This is a genomic window from Halocalculus aciditolerans, assembly GCF_014647475.1.
GTDB classification, from domain to species: Archaea; Halobacteriota; Halobacteria; order Halobacteriales; family Halobacteriaceae; genus Halocalculus; species Halocalculus aciditolerans.
The window spans coordinates 80,761-97,554 of sequence record NZ_BMPG01000004.1 but is presented as its reverse complement, the minus strand read 5'-3'; the positions used below and the strand labels follow the sequence as shown (position 1 = coordinate 97,554).

The 16,794-nt window shown below is 70.0% G+C and carries 16 protein-coding genes; 10 read left to right on the top strand and 6 right to left on the bottom strand.

Annotation, left to right across the window (positions count from 1 at the left end; translation table 11 throughout):
• Positions 1-86 precede the first annotated feature (86 nt).
• The 4 genes from IEY26_RS14090 (at position 87) to IEY26_RS14075 (ending at position 3,610) form a co-directional block, all read left to right on the top strand.
• Entirely contained in the window at positions 87-1,355 is a 1,269-nt protein-coding gene (locus IEY26_RS14090) for a DUF7405 family protein (RefSeq protein ID WP_188980052.1), read from the top strand.
• On the top strand, positions 1,348-2,388 hold the full coding sequence (locus tag IEY26_RS14085; protein ID WP_188980050.1) for an iron transporter: 1,041 nt from the start codon (positions 1,348-1,350) through the stop codon (positions 2,386-2,388). Before IEY26_RS14090 ends, IEY26_RS14085 begins: the two co-directional genes overlap by 8 nt.
• Positions 2,385-3,230, top strand: a complete 846-nt coding sequence (locus tag IEY26_RS14080) for a sulfite exporter TauE/SafE family protein (protein WP_188980048.1) — start codon at positions 2,385-2,387, stop codon at positions 3,228-3,230. Before IEY26_RS14085 ends, IEY26_RS14080 begins: the two co-directional genes overlap by 4 nt.
• Positions 3,231-3,316: 86 nt before the next feature.
• Positions 3,317-3,610 (top strand): ribbon-helix-helix domain-containing protein, encoded by a 294-nt coding sequence (locus IEY26_RS14075; RefSeq protein WP_188980046.1) that lies wholly within the window; start codon positions 3,317-3,319, stop codon positions 3,608-3,610.
• Here IEY26_RS14075 and IEY26_RS14070 read toward each other — a convergent pair whose 3' ends face one another.
• The 4 genes from IEY26_RS14070 to IEY26_RS14055 form a co-directional block, all read right to left on the bottom strand.
• Complete coding sequence (locus IEY26_RS14070; RefSeq protein ID WP_188980044.1) at positions 3,611-5,038, bottom strand: hypothetical protein; 1,428 nt, start codon at positions 5,036-5,038, stop codon at positions 3,611-3,613.
• Entirely contained in the window at positions 5,035-5,544 is a 510-nt protein-coding gene (locus IEY26_RS14065) for a winged helix-turn-helix transcriptional regulator (protein WP_188980042.1), read from the bottom strand. Before IEY26_RS14065 ends, IEY26_RS14070 begins: the two co-directional genes overlap by 4 nt.
• A 68-nt stretch (positions 5,545-5,612) precedes the next feature.
• Positions 5,613-5,924: a DUF7471 family protein gene (locus IEY26_RS14060; RefSeq protein ID WP_188980041.1), complete on the bottom strand. Its 312-nt coding sequence runs from the start codon at positions 5,922-5,924 to the stop codon at positions 5,613-5,615.
• Positions 5,921-7,123, bottom strand: coding sequence for an outer membrane protein assembly factor BamB family protein (locus IEY26_RS14055; protein WP_188980039.1), 1,203 nt, complete (start codon positions 7,121-7,123; stop codon positions 5,921-5,923). The genes IEY26_RS14060 and IEY26_RS14055 overlap by 4 nt, the downstream gene beginning before the upstream one ends.
• A gap of 165 nt (positions 7,124-7,288) precedes the next feature.
• On the opposite strand from IEY26_RS14055, the gene IEY26_RS14050 reads away from it, so the two are divergent.
• Positions 7,289-8,062: an SDR family NAD(P)-dependent oxidoreductase gene (locus tag IEY26_RS14050; RefSeq protein ID WP_188980037.1), complete on the top strand. Its 774-nt coding sequence runs from the start codon at positions 7,289-7,291 to the stop codon at positions 8,060-8,062.
• 116 nt (positions 8,063-8,178) lie between these two features.
• Here the strand turns inward: IEY26_RS14050 and IEY26_RS14045 are convergent, their stop codons facing one another.
• Both IEY26_RS14045 and IEY26_RS14040 read right to left on the bottom strand, forming a co-directional pair.
• Positions 8,179-8,328, bottom strand: coding sequence for a hypothetical protein (locus tag IEY26_RS14045; protein WP_188980035.1), 150 nt, complete (start codon positions 8,326-8,328; stop codon positions 8,179-8,181).
• 155 nt (positions 8,329-8,483) lie between these two features.
• Positions 8,484-10,826 carry a heavy metal translocating P-type ATPase gene (locus IEY26_RS14040; protein WP_188980033.1) on the bottom strand — a complete coding sequence of 781 codons (2,343 nt, stop codon included), beginning with the start codon at positions 10,824-10,826 and terminating at the stop codon, positions 8,484-8,486.
• Between the two features lie 284 nt (positions 10,827-11,110).
• On the opposite strand from IEY26_RS14040, the gene IEY26_RS14035 reads away from it, so the two are divergent.
• The 5 genes from IEY26_RS14035 to IEY26_RS14015 all read left to right on the top strand — a co-directional run bounded on the left by IEY26_RS14035 (position 11,111) and on the right by IEY26_RS14015 (position 16,794).
• On the top strand, positions 11,111-12,538 hold the full coding sequence (locus tag IEY26_RS14035) for a sulfatase (RefSeq protein WP_188980032.1): 1,428 nt from the start codon (positions 11,111-11,113) through the stop codon (positions 12,536-12,538).
• The gene (locus IEY26_RS14030; RefSeq protein WP_188980030.1) at positions 12,539-12,970 is read left to right on the top strand and encodes a GtrA family protein; all 432 of its coding nucleotides are present in this window, start codon (positions 12,539-12,541) and stop codon (positions 12,968-12,970) included.
• Positions 12,971-13,531 carry a YqaA family protein gene (locus tag IEY26_RS14025; RefSeq protein ID WP_188980028.1) on the top strand — a complete coding sequence of 187 codons (561 nt, stop codon included), beginning with the start codon at positions 12,971-12,973 and terminating at the stop codon, positions 13,529-13,531. It abuts the gene before it with no gap.
• A 327-nt stretch (positions 13,532-13,858) separates the two neighbouring features.
• Entirely contained in the window at positions 13,859-14,548 is a 690-nt protein-coding gene (locus IEY26_RS14020; protein ID WP_188980026.1) for a hypothetical protein, read from the top strand.
• Between the two features lie 377 nt (positions 14,549-14,925).
• On the top strand, positions 14,926-16,794 hold the full coding sequence (locus IEY26_RS14015) for a cation:proton antiporter domain-containing protein (RefSeq protein WP_188980025.1): 1,869 nt from the start codon (positions 14,926-14,928) through the stop codon (positions 16,792-16,794).

Sequence of the window (16,794 nt, the reverse complement as noted above, 5' to 3'; positions counted from 1 at the left end):
TATCTATGGTGCTGGATATTTGTTTTCGCTCTGTTCGATGGGTGTACCAGAACGCCGTAACGGGGCCGTCTCGAAGCAGTGTGTATATGCATCGGGGAAAGGGGCTCGACCGGCGGTCGTTCGTGAAGGCCGCGGTCGCCATCGGGGGCGCGAGCGCGCTTTCTGCGTGTCTGGACCGGACGGAGAATCCGGACGTGCCGACGGGGGACGTTTCGAGCGTTCCCGAGCGCCAGCACGCGTGGGGCGACTCTCTCGCGCGGGACGACGCGGGGAACGCCGCGCCGCCGACGCACCGCCTCCTCTTACTCTTCGACTACGACGGCGACGGCACGCCGACGCAGGGAGAACGGGAGACCGTCGCAAACGCGCTCGGGACGCTCGACCGGGCGTACGCGTGGAGTAATACTGGGTTGCTCTCGGCGATGGCGTACTCGCCCGCGTACTTCGAGCGCTTCGACGCCGAACTATCGGGCGTCGAGCTTCCCGCGCCCGAGGCGTTGGCGTCCTTCGAGGACCCCGTCCTCGACACGCCCGACGCGGTGCTCTACCTGGCGAGCGACCACGGCCACGTCCTCCTCGCCGCCGAGGAAGCCCTCACTGGCGAGGCGGAGACGCTGAACGGCGTCGACGTCGCGGGCGCGCTCACCGAGGTGTTCTCGGTCGCGACGCGGCGCACGGGCTTCAAGGGCGCGGGCCAGCCCGCCGCCCACCAGGACGTCGACGGCGTCCCCGACTCCGAGCCCGTTCCCGAGGACGCCCCGCTCTACATGGGGTTCAAATCCGACTACCGGCAGACGCAGGCCCCCGAGGACCGCGTCACCATCCCCGAGGGGGCCTTCGCGGGCGGCACGACCCTCCACGCCTCCCACATGACGCTCGACCTCGGGCAGTGGTACGAGCAGGACGACCGCTACCAGCGCGTCGGCAAGATGTTCGCCCCCTACCACGCGAAACACGGCGTCGTCGACGGCGTCGGCGACAACCTCGGCACTGACGCGGCGATGGACCAGGCCAAACCCGCCGAAGACGCCGCGAACGAAGACGGCCTCGTCGGCCACGCCCAGAAGCTGTTCAGTCTCCGCGAGAACGACCGCCCGCTCCTCCTCCGCCGCGACTTCGACTCCACCGACGGCGGTCACGCCGGCCTCCACTTCCTCTCCTTCCAGCGCACCATCGACGAGTTCGTGCGGACGCGCGAAGCGATGAACGGCACCGACCTCGCCGAGTCCACGCCCGTCGGCCAGCGCAACAACAACGGCATCCTCCAGTACATCGACGTCACGCACCGAGGCAACTACCTCGTTCCGCCCCGCTCGATTCGCGCGCTCCCCACTCCGGAGGGTCTCGATGCGTAGACGCCGACTCCTCGGCGCGCTCTCCGCCGCGGGCGCGGCCGGCCTCGCCGGCTGCACGGACCTCTTCGACCTCCGACCGAGCCAGCGCGCCGCCCCGCCGCTCGTCGAGGACCGCCCGGACGCCGTCTACTACCCGACGCACGTCGAAGGAATGCAGATGAGCGGCATGGCGAAAGCATCCGGGTACGCCTGCGCGTTCGCCTACACCTACCCGCATCGCTTCTGGCTCCTCACCGGCACCCACACGAATACGGTCGAAATCGCCGACGACGACACGATGCACGTCATGCCCGTCGTCTGGCACGCAGCGTCCGGGCGGATGCTCACCGACGTCAGCTTGAACGTCACCGCCATGCGCGACGGCGAGGAGGTCGTGTCGAATCGCCCGTGGCCGATGCTCTCCCAGCCGATGGGCTGGCACTTCGGCGACAACGTCTCCCTCCCCGGGGACGGCACCTACGACGTCACGGTCGACGTCGGCGAACCCGCTACTCGCCGTACCGGCGCGCTCCGAAACCCGCCGTCGCTCTCCTTCGACTTCACCCTCGACTACAGCACCAGAAAGCTCAACGAGGTCTCCTTCACTCGCCTCTCCGAGAAGCAGGGGACGCGCGGCGCGGTCGACCACATGGAGATGGGGATGCTCCCCAGCAGTCGCGCCCCCGCGCCGTCCGCGCTCCCCGGCACTGCTCTCGGCTCCGCCAGCACCGGCGACGCCGTCGTCGTCGCCACCGTCCTCGACGACGCCACCCGCTTCGGCGGAAGCGACTCACAGTCCTACCTCGCTGTCTCCCCCCGAACGCCCTACAACCGCTACCCGCTCCCCCGCATGGGCCTCTCCGCCACCATCGCTGGTGAGACCCGCGACCTCACCGAAACCCTCGACCCCGCCCTCGGCTCCCACTACGGCGTCGTCCTCGACGCACCCCCGCGAGCGGTCACCCTCCACGTCGACACCCCGCCCCAGTTCGCCCGCCACGAAGGCTACGAAACCGCCTTCATCGAGATGCCCGACCGAACCCTCGGCGAGTGACACCCCCGCTCGCCCCGCCGCTCTTCGCGTTCTCTTCGCTCCCGCCGTCCTCCGCGTTCTCCCCGCTCTTCCTCCCGCTCCACGCGGGCGGCGCGCTCACCGCCGGTCGCGTCGAACTCGGCGTCTTCCTCCTCATCGGCGTCTTCGGCGGCGCGCACTGCATCGGGATGTGCGGCCCCCTCGTCACCGCCTACACCCGCCAGTTCGCCACCGACGACTCGGCCCCCACCTGGTTCGAACTCCGCCAACACGCGCTCTTCAACCTCGGCCGCACCGCCAGCTACGCCGCCATCGGCGGCCTCTTCGGCCTCCTCGGCGCGACCGCCTACTCGACCGTCGACGTCGTCCTCGCCGCCGGCACCGGGCTCCGCGCCGTCACCGGCCTCCTCGTCGGCGGCTTCGTCCTCTCCACGGGTCTCGCCTACCTCTCCGGCCGCCCCGGCCTTCTCGGTCACGTCTCCACGCCCCTCGACCGCCACGTCGCCACCCTCTCCACGCGCGTCGACGCCTGGGCCGGCTCCTCCCGGATTGTGGGTCTCGGCCTCCTCCACGGCCTCCTCCCCTGTCCCCTCATCTATCCCGCCTTCCTCTACGCCCTCGCCCGCGGCGACCCGCTCACCGGCGTCGTCGCCCTCGCCGCCCTCGGCCTCGGCACCGTCCCCGCCGTCTTCCTCTACGCCACCGTCCTCGGCTCCGTCGACGCCGCCACCCGAACCCGCCTCCACCGCGCGCTCGGCCTTGCCTTCCTCCTCCTCGCCTGGATGCCCATCGCCCACAGCCTCGCCCTCCTCGGCGTCCACGTCCCACACTTCGAACTCCCCTACTACCAGCCGCTCACCTGAGCGCGAACTCTCTGACCGCTCGTTGTGCTCAGCGTCGAGGTCGAGGGAACGCTTATCAATATGCGCGCGTAAAGCACCTGTATATCATGTCCGGTGCAGAGAGTCCATCCGGCGACGACGGACCGGAGACCGTCCAGATTAATCTCCGCCTCACGCAGGCGTTCTTAGACGATATCGACGCGACCTGGGAGGAGCAGGGATTCAACTCCCGGAGCGAGTTCCTCCGGTACGCCGCGCGCGATGCGGTCAAACACCCCGAGTTCTCCCGTGAAGGCTGGAAACAGATCGCGGCGAGCGAGCACGAACTCCGCACGGGCGACGACGAACTCGTCTCTCGCGAGGAAGTGCTGGCGATGATGGGCGACGCCGCCGACGACTGATCAGGCGACGACGGGCTGGGAGATGATCCAGAGTGAGACGACGGTGTAGGCGACCATGAGGACGGTGAGGGGGAGGTGGGCGCGGCGCGCGCTGGCGTCGTAGCGGGCGAGCGCGGCGCGGTGGGCGGCGAGGACGGCGACGACGTGTCCGAGGACGATGACGAGGACTTCGAACGTCCAGTAGGCCTGCACGCTCACGCCCGCGAGCGGCGCGAGTTCGAGGGCGTAGCCGACGCCGGCGAGGGCGACTTCGAGGAGGCGGGCGGCGCTCGTGGTGACGTACGCGCCGTAGTGGGCGAACTCGTAGGCGACGGCGATGGGGAGGACGGTGGGGGCGAGGCGTCGCGCGGCGGCGCGCGTGTCGCTCCGGCCGCCGAGGGCGTCGGCGGCGCGGGCGGTGAGCGCGAAGACGGCGAGGAAGAGCGCGAAGCCGAGGAGGTAGAGGGCGACGCCGGCGACGCCGTAGGGAATCTCCGGAACGTCGGTACTCCAGAAGAGGAGGCCGCGGAAGGCGGGCGTCGAGGTGAAGCCGTCGAAGCTGATGGTGTAGACGGCGGCGACGACGAAGGCGACGCGGCCGAGCGAGGCGACGGGCTCGCTCGTCGCCGTCCAGGGCGCGCGGAGGGTGGCGGCGAGCGCGCCGTCGTCGTCGCGGGCAACGCGAAGGGGCGCGACGCGGGCGACGAGGTCGAGGAAGACGCCGATGGGGTCGGCGTGCGCGAGCCAGTCGCGGCCGACGAGGAGGAGGCCGCCGAGCATCACGAGGGCGTAGGCGGCGAGGAGGACCGCCGTTCGCGCGGGCGACTCGGGGAGGACGGTGAGGTTCTCGAACACCCCGATGAGAAGCAAAAAGGCGACGAGGGCGGGCCAGCTGGCGAGGCGGACGCGCTGACCCGGTTCGGCGGACGGGTCGGCGTCGACGTTCAGGAGTGTGGGGTCGCGGCCTTCGAGGGCGGCGAGGCCGTCGTAGATAGCGGTCCAGGGGGCGAGGACGCGCCAGGGGGAGCCGAGGAGGGCGGCGAGGAGGGCGAGACCGTCGAAGACGACGGCCCACGCGAGGAGGGTGGCGACGTTCTCCGCGCGGACCTGGCGGCCGGTGAGGCCCTGGGCGAGGGCGACGGCGAAGACGAGGAGGGCGAGGGCTTGCGCGCCGCGAACGAGGACGCGGGTCGCGCGCGGAGAGAGCAGCTTTCTGGTCCGCTCGCGGGCGTCGGTGGTGACGAGGCGCGTCGCGGCGAGCGCGGTGACGAGGACGGTGACGGCGGCGGCCGCGTAGAGGAGGGTGAGCGGAACGGGCGCGTCGAACCGCGTGCCCGAGAGCGCGTGCGCCGACACCGGCTGTACGGTGACGACGAGCCCGGCGAGAAGCGCGAGGAGGAGGGCGGCGAGTCGCGGGACGCGCGCCGACGCGCTCCGCGCGGGCGTCATGGGTCGAGGGCGTTGTCGACGAGGCGGATGAACCGGTCGACGAACCGCTCCGCGAGCGAGGGGTCGACGGTCTCCAGCACGCGCCGCGTCTCGTCGGGGTGGACGAGGCGGAGCGTCACGCGGCCCGCGTCGCCGCGGTCCTTCCGCACGATGTCGTGCGTGGTGAGGTGGTCGAGGTGGTGTTCGAGCGTGCTCCGCGCGACGTCGATTCGCGCCGCCACGTCGCTCGGCGACGCGGGGCCGTCGAGGAGCACGAGCAGGACGTCTCGCGCGGTCTCGCGGCGGGCGAGCGCGAGCGCGGCGCGGTCCCACGACGGGCAGTCGGGCGGGTAGTAGTGCGTGCGCCCGTAGAACTCCGCGCGCTCGACTTCGTCCGTTTTGACGAGGCGGTGGAGGTGGTACTGCGCCTGGCCGTTCGCGAGGTCGAGCGCGTCCGCGAGCGCCGAGAAGTGGACTCCCGGATGCTCGGCGACGTACGACTCGATACGCGGCCGCTGCTCCGTCATCGCCGCCCGCCTCCTGTCACGACCATCGCTAGTACTCCACGCTTCGGATTCGTCCTACTAAGGTCGACTCATTCGTCCGCGGCGCGCTCGACGGTGCGCGCGTAGTAGACGGCGGCGAGCACGAGCCCGGACTGCACGAGGACGAGTGTGTGCTCGGCGAGGTGGTGGGTGCTCTCGGTGACGACGCCGGCGAGCATGAGCACGGCGACGAGCGAGTGCGCGCAGAGCGCCGCGAACGCCGCGACGAGGAGGAGGATGGAGCGCGTTCGCCGCCGCGCGTACGCGACCAGTGAGAGCACGAGAACCCCGCCGCTGAGCAGGAGGCACGCGAGGAGCACGGCGTTGAGGAGCGGAGTCGCCGCGGTCGGCGGCCCGCTCATCGGTCTCCCTCGTAGGAGAGCGCGACCACTCGCCCGTCCCCGTACATCACCAGAATCTCGTCCTGTCCGTCGCCGTCGAGGTCGGCGAGCGTCGGATGCACCCAGACGCTCACGTCGCGCTCGCTCGACGCCATCACTTCCCCGCTCTCCGCGTCGAGGACGTGTACGACGCCGTCGTTCGTCGCCGCCACCACCTCCGTCTCGCCGTCGCCGTCCAGGTCGCCGACCACCGGCGCAGGGAGGATGTTCGCGTCCGTCGACAGCGTCGTCTCCCACTCCGTCTCCCCCGTCCGCGCGTTCAGCGCCGCGACCGTATCCCCGCCGCTCCCGAGGTAGAGCTCCTTCACCCCGTCGCCGTCGCCGTCCACGACGTCGTGGAGCGCCGGCCGTTTGAACCCATCTCGCTCCCAGCGCTCCGTCCCGTTCACCGAGAAGACTGTCACCGACGACCCGCCGGACGCGACGAGACTCCGCTCCCCGTCTATTTCCGCGGTTTCGAGCCACGTCGCCCGCGCCGCGTCCTGCCAGACGACCGTCCCGTTCGCGTCGAAGACCGTCACGTGCCCGCTCGACCCCACCGCCACGCCCCGCCGCCCGTCGCCGAGCGTCACGCTCCGCGTGTCCGCCGAGACGTACTCGTCGAGGTCGTGCCGCCACAGGGTGGAGCCGTTCTCGTCGAAGCCGAAGACGACGCCCGCCGTGTCGGGCTGGACGACGACTCGCTCCGGGTCGGTGAGAACGGTCGGCCCGGCGTAGCCGTAGGCGGTGAGGTTCGCCGTCCACGTCACGCTCCCGTCTCGCGCGTCGAGGGCGTAGAGGACTTCCTCGGTCGTCGGCGCGAGCACGTCGACCGTGCCGTCGCCGGTCGCGTCCGCCAGTTCGACGTCGCCGATGCCGTGAATCGCGCACGCCGACTCGTCGACGTCGTGCGTCCACCGCGTCGCGCCCGTCGCGTCGAACGCGACGAACGAACATTTCGCGTCTGGCCCGGCGACGGAACTCACGGGCGCGACGACGAGCGGCTCGCCGTCGAGCGTGCCGACCGCGAGCGGGTGGTGGTTCACCTCGTTCGCCCGCGACGTATCCGACACCCACTCCGTCGAGAGCGAGCCCGACGGCCCCTGCGTCAGCCCGTACGCGGCGACGCCGCCGAGCGCGAGCATCACGACGAGAACGGCGACGGCGGTCCGCGTTCGCATACCGAGCTAGTTCGCGTCTCCGAGCGAAAAACCCACCGAGTCCACGACTCCACGCTCCGTCACTTTCCTTGACTCTCTTCGCCCGTCTGCTCTCGGCGCTTTGGACAGCGACTTGATGCGAACGGCTATCTCCCCCGACCGCGTCCCACTCGTTGAGAGACAATCATGTACGGATTCGACGGGAAGACGGCAGTCGTAACCGGTGGGGGGTCGGGTATCGGCCGGGCGTCGGCGCTCCGCTTCGCCGAGGAAGGCGCGAGCGTCGTCGTCGCCGACGTCGCCGAAGAAGCGGGCCGAGAGACCGTCGACCTCGTGGAGGACGCGGGCGGCGACGCCGTGTTCGTCGCCGTCGACGTCTCCGACACCGCCGCCGTCGAGAACATGGTCGACGTCGCCGTCGACACCTACGGCAGCCTCGACATCGCGCACAACAACGCCGGCATCCTCACCGGCTTCGCCGAAGCCACCGACATCACCGACGAGAACTGGGACCGCCTCCTCGACATCAACCTCAAGGGCGTCTGGGCGTGTCTGAAGGCCGAACTCCCCGTCATGGAAGACCAGGGGAGCGGGGTCATCGTCAACACCGCCTCCGAGGCCGGGCTCGTCGGGATGGGCGGGCTCGCGAGCTACTCGGCGAGCAAACACGGCGTCGTCGGCCTCACCAAGTCCGTCGCCCTGGAGTACGCGAGTCGGGGAATTCGCGTGAACGCCATCGCGCCCGGCCCGACGAACACGAACATCCAGGCGAACTCGAAGGGCGGGAACGCCGACCCGAGCACCCTCCCCTTCGACACCTCCGCGATGACGGACATCCCCATGGGGCGCGCCGCCGAACCCGAGGAGATGGCCGGCGTCGCCGCCTTCCTCGCCTCCGACGACGCCTCCTACATCACCGGCCACACGCTCCCCGTCGACGGCGGCCAGGCCGCCGACTGACGCACTCTCGCACACCTAGCCGATTCGCGGAGAGCCGTCAGTCCCTCGCGCGCCACGCTCGCCAGTAGCTGTCGACGCGTCGCGCGTCCCTTCGAGAACCGCGCCGCCGTGGGCGCTCAGTCGCCTGCGTCTCCCGCGCGCTCGTCGAGGCACGCGGCGACCGCCTCGACCTCTCGCGTGGACGAGAACGCGCTCGCGCGGTACGCTTCTCCGTCACTCGGGTCCGGCGCGAGAGAGCTGCCCGTCAGCGACTCGATGTCCGCCACGTAGTCGTCGAAGTCGATCCGCCGCCCGCCGTCCCTGTCCCGGTACTCCGGGAACTCCCGACGGCCTCTCCCCGTACAGGCTCCTCACTGCAGGGGGAGTGGCTTCCGAAAAGTCGGAGACGGCTTCGGTCTCCCCGAGTCGACTCTCCCCGTGCTCACTCCTCGGCGCGGATTCGGGAGAGCCGCATGGCGTTCGCCGTGACGCCGACGGTCATGCCGGCGTCGCCGGCGAGCACGGCGAGCCAGATGGGGACGTAGCCGAAGGGGACGGCGAGCGCGAGGCCGGCTTTGACGAGGAGGCTCGCGGCGACGTTCTGCCTGATGACGCCGTTCGCCGTGTCGGCGAGTTCGTAGAGGTAAGGGAGCTTCGAGAGGTCGTCGCTCATGAGGGCGACGTCCGCGGTTTCGAGCGCGGTGTCGGTGCCGGCCGCGCCCATGGCGATGCCGACGGTGGCCGTCGCCATCGCGGGCGCGTCGTTGATGCCATCGCCGACCATCGCGACGCCGTCGTGTTCGGCGACGAGCGCTTCGACGGCGTCGACTTTCGCCTCGGGGAGGAGTTCGGCGTGGTAGTCGTCGACGCCGACCCGCTCGGCGATGACCTTCGCCGTGCGGGCGTTGTCGCCCGTGAGCATCACGGTCCGCTCGACGCCCGCCGCCTTCAGGCGCTCGATGGTTCGTTTCGCTTCCTCGCGGACTTCGTCGGCGACCGCGATGACGCCCTCGAGCTCGTCTTCCGTGCCGACGAGCACGACCGTCTTCCCCTCGGCTTGGAGGTCGGGGACCGTCTCGGCGAGGAGGTCGAGGCAGTCGTGGCGCTCACAGAGCTGCTGGGTGGTGCGCGTCACGACGCCGCCGTCGGTCGTCGCGTGGACGTGCGAGAGGTCGAACCCGAGGTCCGCGAAGAGCCCGGGCTTCCCCGCGTAGTGCGTCTCTCCGGCGAGGTCCGCGCGAACGCCCTTCCCGGTGATGCTCTCGAACGCGTCGACTTCGGGGTCCGCGACGGCGGCGGTGTCGGCGCGCGCCACGATGGCCTCCCCGATGGGGTGTTCGCTGCGCTTCTCCAGGCCGCGCGCACACCGCAGGACGTCCGCCTCGGTGTTCCCGTTGAGCGGGACGACGTCCGTCACGGTGAGTTCGCCCGTCGTGAGCGTCCCCGTCTTATCGAACGCGACGGCGTCGACGTCGCCGGCGGCCTCCAGGTACTTCCCGCCCTTGATGAGCACGCCGTTCTTCGCGGCGCTCGTCACGCCCGACACCACCGACACGGGCGTGGCGATGACGAACGCACACGGGCAGGCGAGCACGAGGAGCGTCAGCCCGTACACGACCGCTTCGGACCACGCCACGCCGAGGACGGCGGGGCTGGCGAGCGTGACGACCACGGCGAACGCGACGACGACCGGCGTGTAGTAGTCCGCGAAGCGCTCGACGAACTGCTCGCGCTCGGTCTGCGCCGACTGTGCGCCTTCGATCATCGTCACGATGCGCGACAGCGTGTCGTCGCCGGACTCCGCGGTCACTTCGATTTCGAGGTAGCCCGATTCGTTGACTGTGCCGGCGTAGACGTCGTCGTCGACGGCTTTGTCGACCGGGATGGACTCGCCCGTGATGGGCGCTTGATTGACGGCGCTCTCGCCGCCGACGACGACGCCGTCCATCGGAATCTTCTCCCCGGGCTTCACCGCGATGACGTCGCCGACCGCGACGGTTTCGACGGGGACGGTCTCCGTGCCGCCATCGCGTTTCACCGTCGCCTCGTCCGGCGAGAGGTCCATCAGCTCCCGGAGGGAGTCGCGGGCGCGGTCCATCGACGCGCGCTCTAGGAGCTCGGCGACGCTGAACAGGACGGCGAGCGTCGCGGCCTCGAAGTAGAGCGCCTCCCCGAACGCGAGGCTCGCCGCGAGCGCGCCGGCGATGGCGACGGACATCAGGAGGTCGATGTCGAGGTTGCGGTTCTTCGCGGAGTAGTAGCCGTTCCGGAAGATGGCCTGCCCGCCGACGGCGACCGCGACGAGGAAGAAGGCGTCCGCGAGGTGAATCGGCTCACCGAGGAGGCTCGCGACCGGCGGATTCGCCCCCGCGAGCACGAACTCGGAGAGGAGGCCGAACCCGAGCAGCACGCCGCTGACCGCGGTCTCGGTCGCGCGCGTGCTCCGCCACACGCTCCCCGCGCCCGACCCGTGGTCGTGCCCGTGACCGTCGTCGCGCTCGCCGTCGCCGTCCGTGCCGACGACGTCGTAGCCCGCGCCTTCGATAGCGGCGACGACGCCGGCTTCGTCGGTCGATTCGGCGTCGGAGGTCACGACGACGCGGCCCGTCGTCGGCCGCGTCTCGTACTCGACGACGCCCGGCACGCGCTCCAGGCTGCTCTCGACCTTCCCCGCGCAGGACGCACAGTCCATGTCGGGCACGGTCAGCCGCACGGTCACCGTTTCCGCGTCCGCGGCGTCGTGCCCCCGGCGGTCGCGCTTCGTTCTCGGACCCGTGGGGCTCATTACGTGTCTCTAGACGCACCACCGTTATTAACTCGACTGCTACGCTCGCCGCCAGTACTGCCAAAGATTGCCACTCTCAGCGAGAGAATTAATAACTCGACTGGTGATCGTGCGCGTTCTCGGTCACGCTCGCGGTCGACGTGGGGGCGTCGCGCTCGCCGGCGCGACCGGGTTCTGTCGGCGACTAGACGGCTCACCACAACCGCTAAGTCTGACTGAGCGGCTAGTATCGACAATAATCGAACGGACTCTCGGGCAGCGCGCTGCCCCGAACCGTGTTCACCATGTCTGGAGCCACCCCCTCGAACGTCGTGCTGGTGACCGTCGACTCGCTCCGCGCCGACGCCGTCGGCGCGTACGACGCGGACCGACACACGCCAGTCATCGACGGTCTCGCCGAACGCGGGACCGTCTTCGAGAACGCCTTCGCGAACGGGAACTGGACGCCCTTCTCCTTCCCGTCGATTCTCGCGTCACGCCCCGTGTTCGCCGACACCGGCAGCATCGGCGTCACCGAGTCGCCGACGCTCGCCCGCGAACTCTCCGACGCCGGCATCGCTACCGGTGGTTTTAACGCCGCGAACGGCTTCCTCACTCGCCACTGGGGGTACGACGACGGATTCGATACCTTCGACTCCTTCGTCACGCGCGTCGGCAGCGGCCTCTACAGTCGCTTCCTCGCGACCCACCCGACCGTCGAAGCCTGGCTCCAGCTCGCCGGCACGCCCGCCCGCCGCCTCGGCGCGCGCCTCCGCGGCGACACCGACGAACGCCCCTTCCTCGACGCCTCCCGGATGTTCGACGTCGAACACGCCGCCACCGAGTTCGTCGAGAACGCCACCGAGCCGTTCTTCCTCTGGGTGCACTACATGGACACCCACACTCCGTACGTCCCCGCGCCCCGCTACATCCGCGAGGTCTCCGACGGCCGCTTCGGCACGCATCGAATGCTCCACGCCCACACCCGCACGGGCCTCGGCCTCAGCGTCAACGACCGCACGCTCGCCGAACTCCGCACCCTCTATCAGGCCGCCGCCCGCCAGGTCGACGCCAGCGTCGGCCGCCTCCTCGACACCCTCGCCGAGACCGGCGTCCGCGACGACACCGCGGTCGTCGTCGCCGGCGACCACGGCGAAGAGTTCCAGGAACACGGCCACCTCGCCCACTACCCGAAGCTCTACGACGAACTCATCAACGTCCCCCTCATCGTCGACGTCCCCGGTGCCGACGCCCGGCGCGTCGACCAGCACGTCGGCCTCGACGCCGTCCCGCCCACCGTCGCCGACCTCCTCGACGTCCGCGCGCCCGACGCGTGGCGCGGGAACTCCCTCGTCCCCACCGTCGTCGCCGGCGACACCCCGAGCGAAGCGCCCGTGGTCTCCGTCGCCGTCCGCGGCGACGACGTCACCCTCCAGCCCATCCCGCGCTCGCTCGACGACGGCGACCTCCTCGTCAGCGTCCGCGACCACGACTGGACGTACATCCGGAACACGGCGAACGGTGACGAAGCGCTCTACCACCGGCCGTCCGACCCCGACCAGCAGGCCGACCGCGCCGCGAATCCGACGCCCGAGGAAGCCCGACGCATCGACTCCTTCCGCGCCATCGCCGCCGAGCACGCCGACCGGATTCGCCGCCACGGCGCGGACGCGGCGGCCGCCTCGACCGACGCCGACCTCGAAGCGCGCCTCGAAGCGCTGGGGTACCGCTAGATGGTCCAGCGACTCCTCCGCTACCTCTACGACGGGACGTTCTCACAGCAGCTCCGCCGCTTCGTCCTCGTCGGCATCTTCACCGCCGGCGTCCAGATGGTCGTCCTCTGGGCGCTCATCGAGGCCGGCGGCCTCGACTACCTCGTCGGCGCGGTGCTCGCCATCGAGTTCACCATCGTCCTCTCCTACGTCCTCAACAACGCGTGGACGTTCCGGGCCGTCCGACACTCCGGGACCTACGAGTACCTCCGCGGGCTCGCGAAGACGAACCTCGTCCGCGGCACCGCCGTCCCCATCCAGCTCGCCGTGCTCGCCGCCCTCGTCGAACTGCGCGGCATCACCTACCTCCCCGCGAACGCCGCCGCCATCGTCGTCAGCGGCTTCTATCGCTACGCCCTCGACACCTACTGGACGTGGGGGCGGAGCCTCTAGATGCTCGCGCTCTTCCTCCCCTCCGCCCTCGGCGTCGACGTCGCCTCCCTCTTCGGCGGCCTCCGGGCGCTCGTCGAGTCCGCGACCGGCTGGCCCGGCCTCGGCCTCGTCCTCGGCTACTCCTTCCTCATCGCCTTCGCCCTCCCCGGCCCCAGCGAAGTCGTCCTCCTCGCCCCCATCGATGTCGGCCTCGGCGGGAACGGTAACCTCGCCACCGTCATGCTCGTCAGCGCGCTCGGGAAAGCCGCCGGCAGCGTCTTCGCCTTCCACATCGGCCAGGAAGTCAAGGAGTCCGGCCCCATCACTCGGTGGCTCCGCCGCTCGCGCTGGAACGTCCTCGCGTGGTCCGAACGCCGCTCGGTCAGTCTCGCCCAGCGGTACGGCTACGGCGGCCTCGCTATCGCGCTCTGCGTGCCGTTCTTCCCCGACACCGTCTCCATCTACGCCTTCGCCATCCTCGAACGCAGCTACGTCAAATTCGCCGTCGCCACCTTCGTCGGCAGCCTCGGCCGCCTCCTCATCACCATCGGCCTCTTCCACGGCGCGGTCAGCGTCGTCTAACGACCACTCGACGACGACGCTCGGACATTGAGCACTCCATCTCCTCATTTGTGGACGAACAGCCAATTAATCGGTGTATTTTGTCGGTTCGACGTCGAATATCGGAATCAAATTCCGATTGGTGGGAAAGAGTTAACTCGTCGGCGTTCGTACACGCAGTCAATTCCCGGTCCGCTGGGAATGTACCCCGTCCGATGGCGTCGTGGTCAGCCACGAGCTATCGGGGTCGGCTGGACGCACGCGAGCGCGTGGCTCCGCGCCGCGCCGTCCGCCGACATCGGTCGAGTCGTCCTGTGGGGGAACGGTCCCGCCGTTCCCCGATTTCTCGTGTCCCGAAACCGCCCGACGGCCGCCTCTCACGGTCACGATTCCGACGTTCGCCCCCGCTCGGAGACGAGTCGCGGCGAGTTCACGCGGCGCGCGTTCCACGACGCGGAGTATCTCGAACGGCACCTGGAGCGCCCGCCCGGCCAGCTCGTCGTCGCCGCGGACGACCGCTCGTACGCGTGGGACGTCGGCCTCGCCTTCCTCGCGGGCTACGAACTCCGACCGGCGACGGGGTGTTGTGTCGTCTCTACCGACTATTCGGCCGACCGCGTCGCGCGGGACTTCGACCGGCTGCTCGCCGACAGCCGCCTCGGCGTCGTCCAGGTGGACGTCGAGGACGCGGCCGACAGCGACCCGTACGCGGCGACGCCCGTCCATTCGCTCCCGACCGTCCGCGACTACACCTCCCTCTTCCTCACCGTGGACGACGTCATCGCACGCTTCGACGGCGACTCGACGCTCGTCGTTCACTCGCTGGAGGAGCTCCTCGCCGAGACCTCCGTTCGGGCCGTCTCCCGCCTTCTGGCGCTCTGCCGCCGCCAGCTGGAGACGACGCCGCAGGTGTTCACGCTCGACGTGGACCGGTGTTCGAGCGCGTCGCTGGAGGCGATTCGCTCGACCGTCGATACGCTCGTCCGCATCGACGATTCCGGCGACGGCCGCCGGGTAACCGTCGACCAGAGGGAGTAAGCTTAACCAGTAGGATACGTATAACATATACATGGGGTTCGAGGGTTCCGACGAAACCGGCACGCTCGCCGCCTCGACCGGCGTGAGCGACGACGCCTCGCTCGGCCGGCTCGAAGAGCCGACGCGCGACTGACTCGTCGCCCCCTCGTCTTCTCACCGATCACAATGCCTCACAATCGCCGATTCACACGCCGACCCAGCTCGAACGGACGCCACACACAATCACCCCACAAATCGCGGCTCGCGCGCCGCCTCGACGCCCGCCGGTCGCTCGGCCGCGAGTCGCGTGAGGCGGCACGCGTTCGGCGCACGCCGGACCGCGCGCGGACGCACCGCACCTCGCTGCCCGGCAGCCTGCCGCACGGAGGGCCGCCCCGATGAGCGCGACCGGCATCCTCAGCGTCGTCGTCGTCATCCTCGGCCTCGGCGTCCTCTCCCAGCTCCTCGCCGACCGCTTCCAGATTCCGAGCGTCCTCTTCCTCATCGCCTCCGGCATCATCGTCGGCCCGGAGGGCCTCGGCCTCGTCGGGCTGTCCGCGTTCGGCGGCCCCGACCCGCTCTCGGCCATCGTCGGCCTCTCGGTCGCGATTATCATCTTCGAAGGCGCGTTCCACCTGAAGCTCTCGAAGCTCCGGCAGACGCCGCGCGAGACCTTCCGGCTCGTGACGGTCGGTGCCGCCGTCGTGCTCCTCGGGACCGCGGTGACCGTGCACTTCGCGCTCGGCGCGTCGTGGCCGCTCGCCTTCCTCATCTCCGCGCTCCTCATCGCCACCGGGCCGACCGTCATCGCGCCCATCCTCGACGTCGTCCCCGTCAGGGACCGCGTCGGCGCGGCCCTGGAGACGGAGGGTATCATCAACGACGTCACCGCCGCGCTCCTCGCCATCGCGGTGTTCGAAATCGTCCTCACCGGCAACACCAGCCCCGCCTTCCTCGTCGAGGCGTTCTTCTCCCGACTCGGCATCGGCGTGCTCGTCGGCGCGCTCGCCGCCGGCGTTCTCTGGTACGCGCTCACGAATCTGAACTTCTCCGCGTCGAACGCCGTCCGGCACTCCCGCCTCGTCATCCTCGTCGGCGCGCTCGCGACCTACGTCATCGCGCAGACGCTCGCCTCCGAGGCCGGCATCGCCGCGACCGCGGTCGCCGGTCTCCTCCTCGGGAACGCCGACCTCCCCTACGAGGAAGAGATCGAGTCGTTCAAAGGCGACATCACGCTCATCGTCCTCTCCTTCGTCTTCATCTCGCTCGCCTCCCTCCTCTCCTTCGACGACCTCCTCACGCTCGGCCTCGGCGGCGTCGCCGTCGTCGCCGCCGTCATTCTCGTGATCCGTCCCGTCGCCGTGCTCCTCAGCACGCACGGCCAGCGGTTCACGTTCAACGAGCGCGTCTTCATGAGCGCCGTCGGCCCCCGCGGCATCATTCCCGCCTCGGTCGCGACGCTCTTCGCGCTCGAACTCCAAGCGACGAACCCGGCCGCGGCGACGACGCTCGTCGGCACCGTCTTCCTCGTCATTCTCTCGACGGTCGTCCTGCAGGGCGGGTTCGCCAGACACATCGCGGAAGCACTCAACATACTCCCAATGCGCGTTATCATCGTCGGCGCGGGCCGTGTCGGTCAAGGCCTCGCCAAACGACTGGAGGACCGTGGCGAAAACGTCATTCTCATCGACGCCGACCAATCACAGGTCGAAGTCGCGCGGAACGAGGGGTTCACCGTCCACCACGGCGACGGCACGGACACCGGCGTCTTGCGCGCGGCCGGCGCGGAGAACGCGAAAATCGTCGCCGCCGCGACCGAAGACGACGACGCGAACCTCCTCGTCGCGCAACTCGGCAAGTCCGAGTTCGGCGTCGACTCTGTCATCTCCCGCGTGAACAACGCGCGGAACGCCGCCGCCTTCGAGGACCTCGGCGTCCGCGCCATCGCCGCCGACGACTCCATCGCGCAGTCGATGGACAACGCCATCGAGCGCCCCGCGCTCTCCGAGTGGATGACGGAACTCGGCCGCAGCGGCGACGTCCAAGAGATCGAGGTCACCGCCGACGCCCTCATCGGGAAGACCATCGCCGACCTCGACCAGGAACTCCCGGACGGCGTCCTCGTCGCGCTCGTCAGCCGCGACGGCAACTCCGAACTCCCGAAACCCGAGCACACGCTCGAACACGGCGACCACCTCACGCTCCTCGGCCGCCGCGACGCCGTTCACGAGGCGCTCGACCAGTGCCACCCCGACCTCCACTCCTGA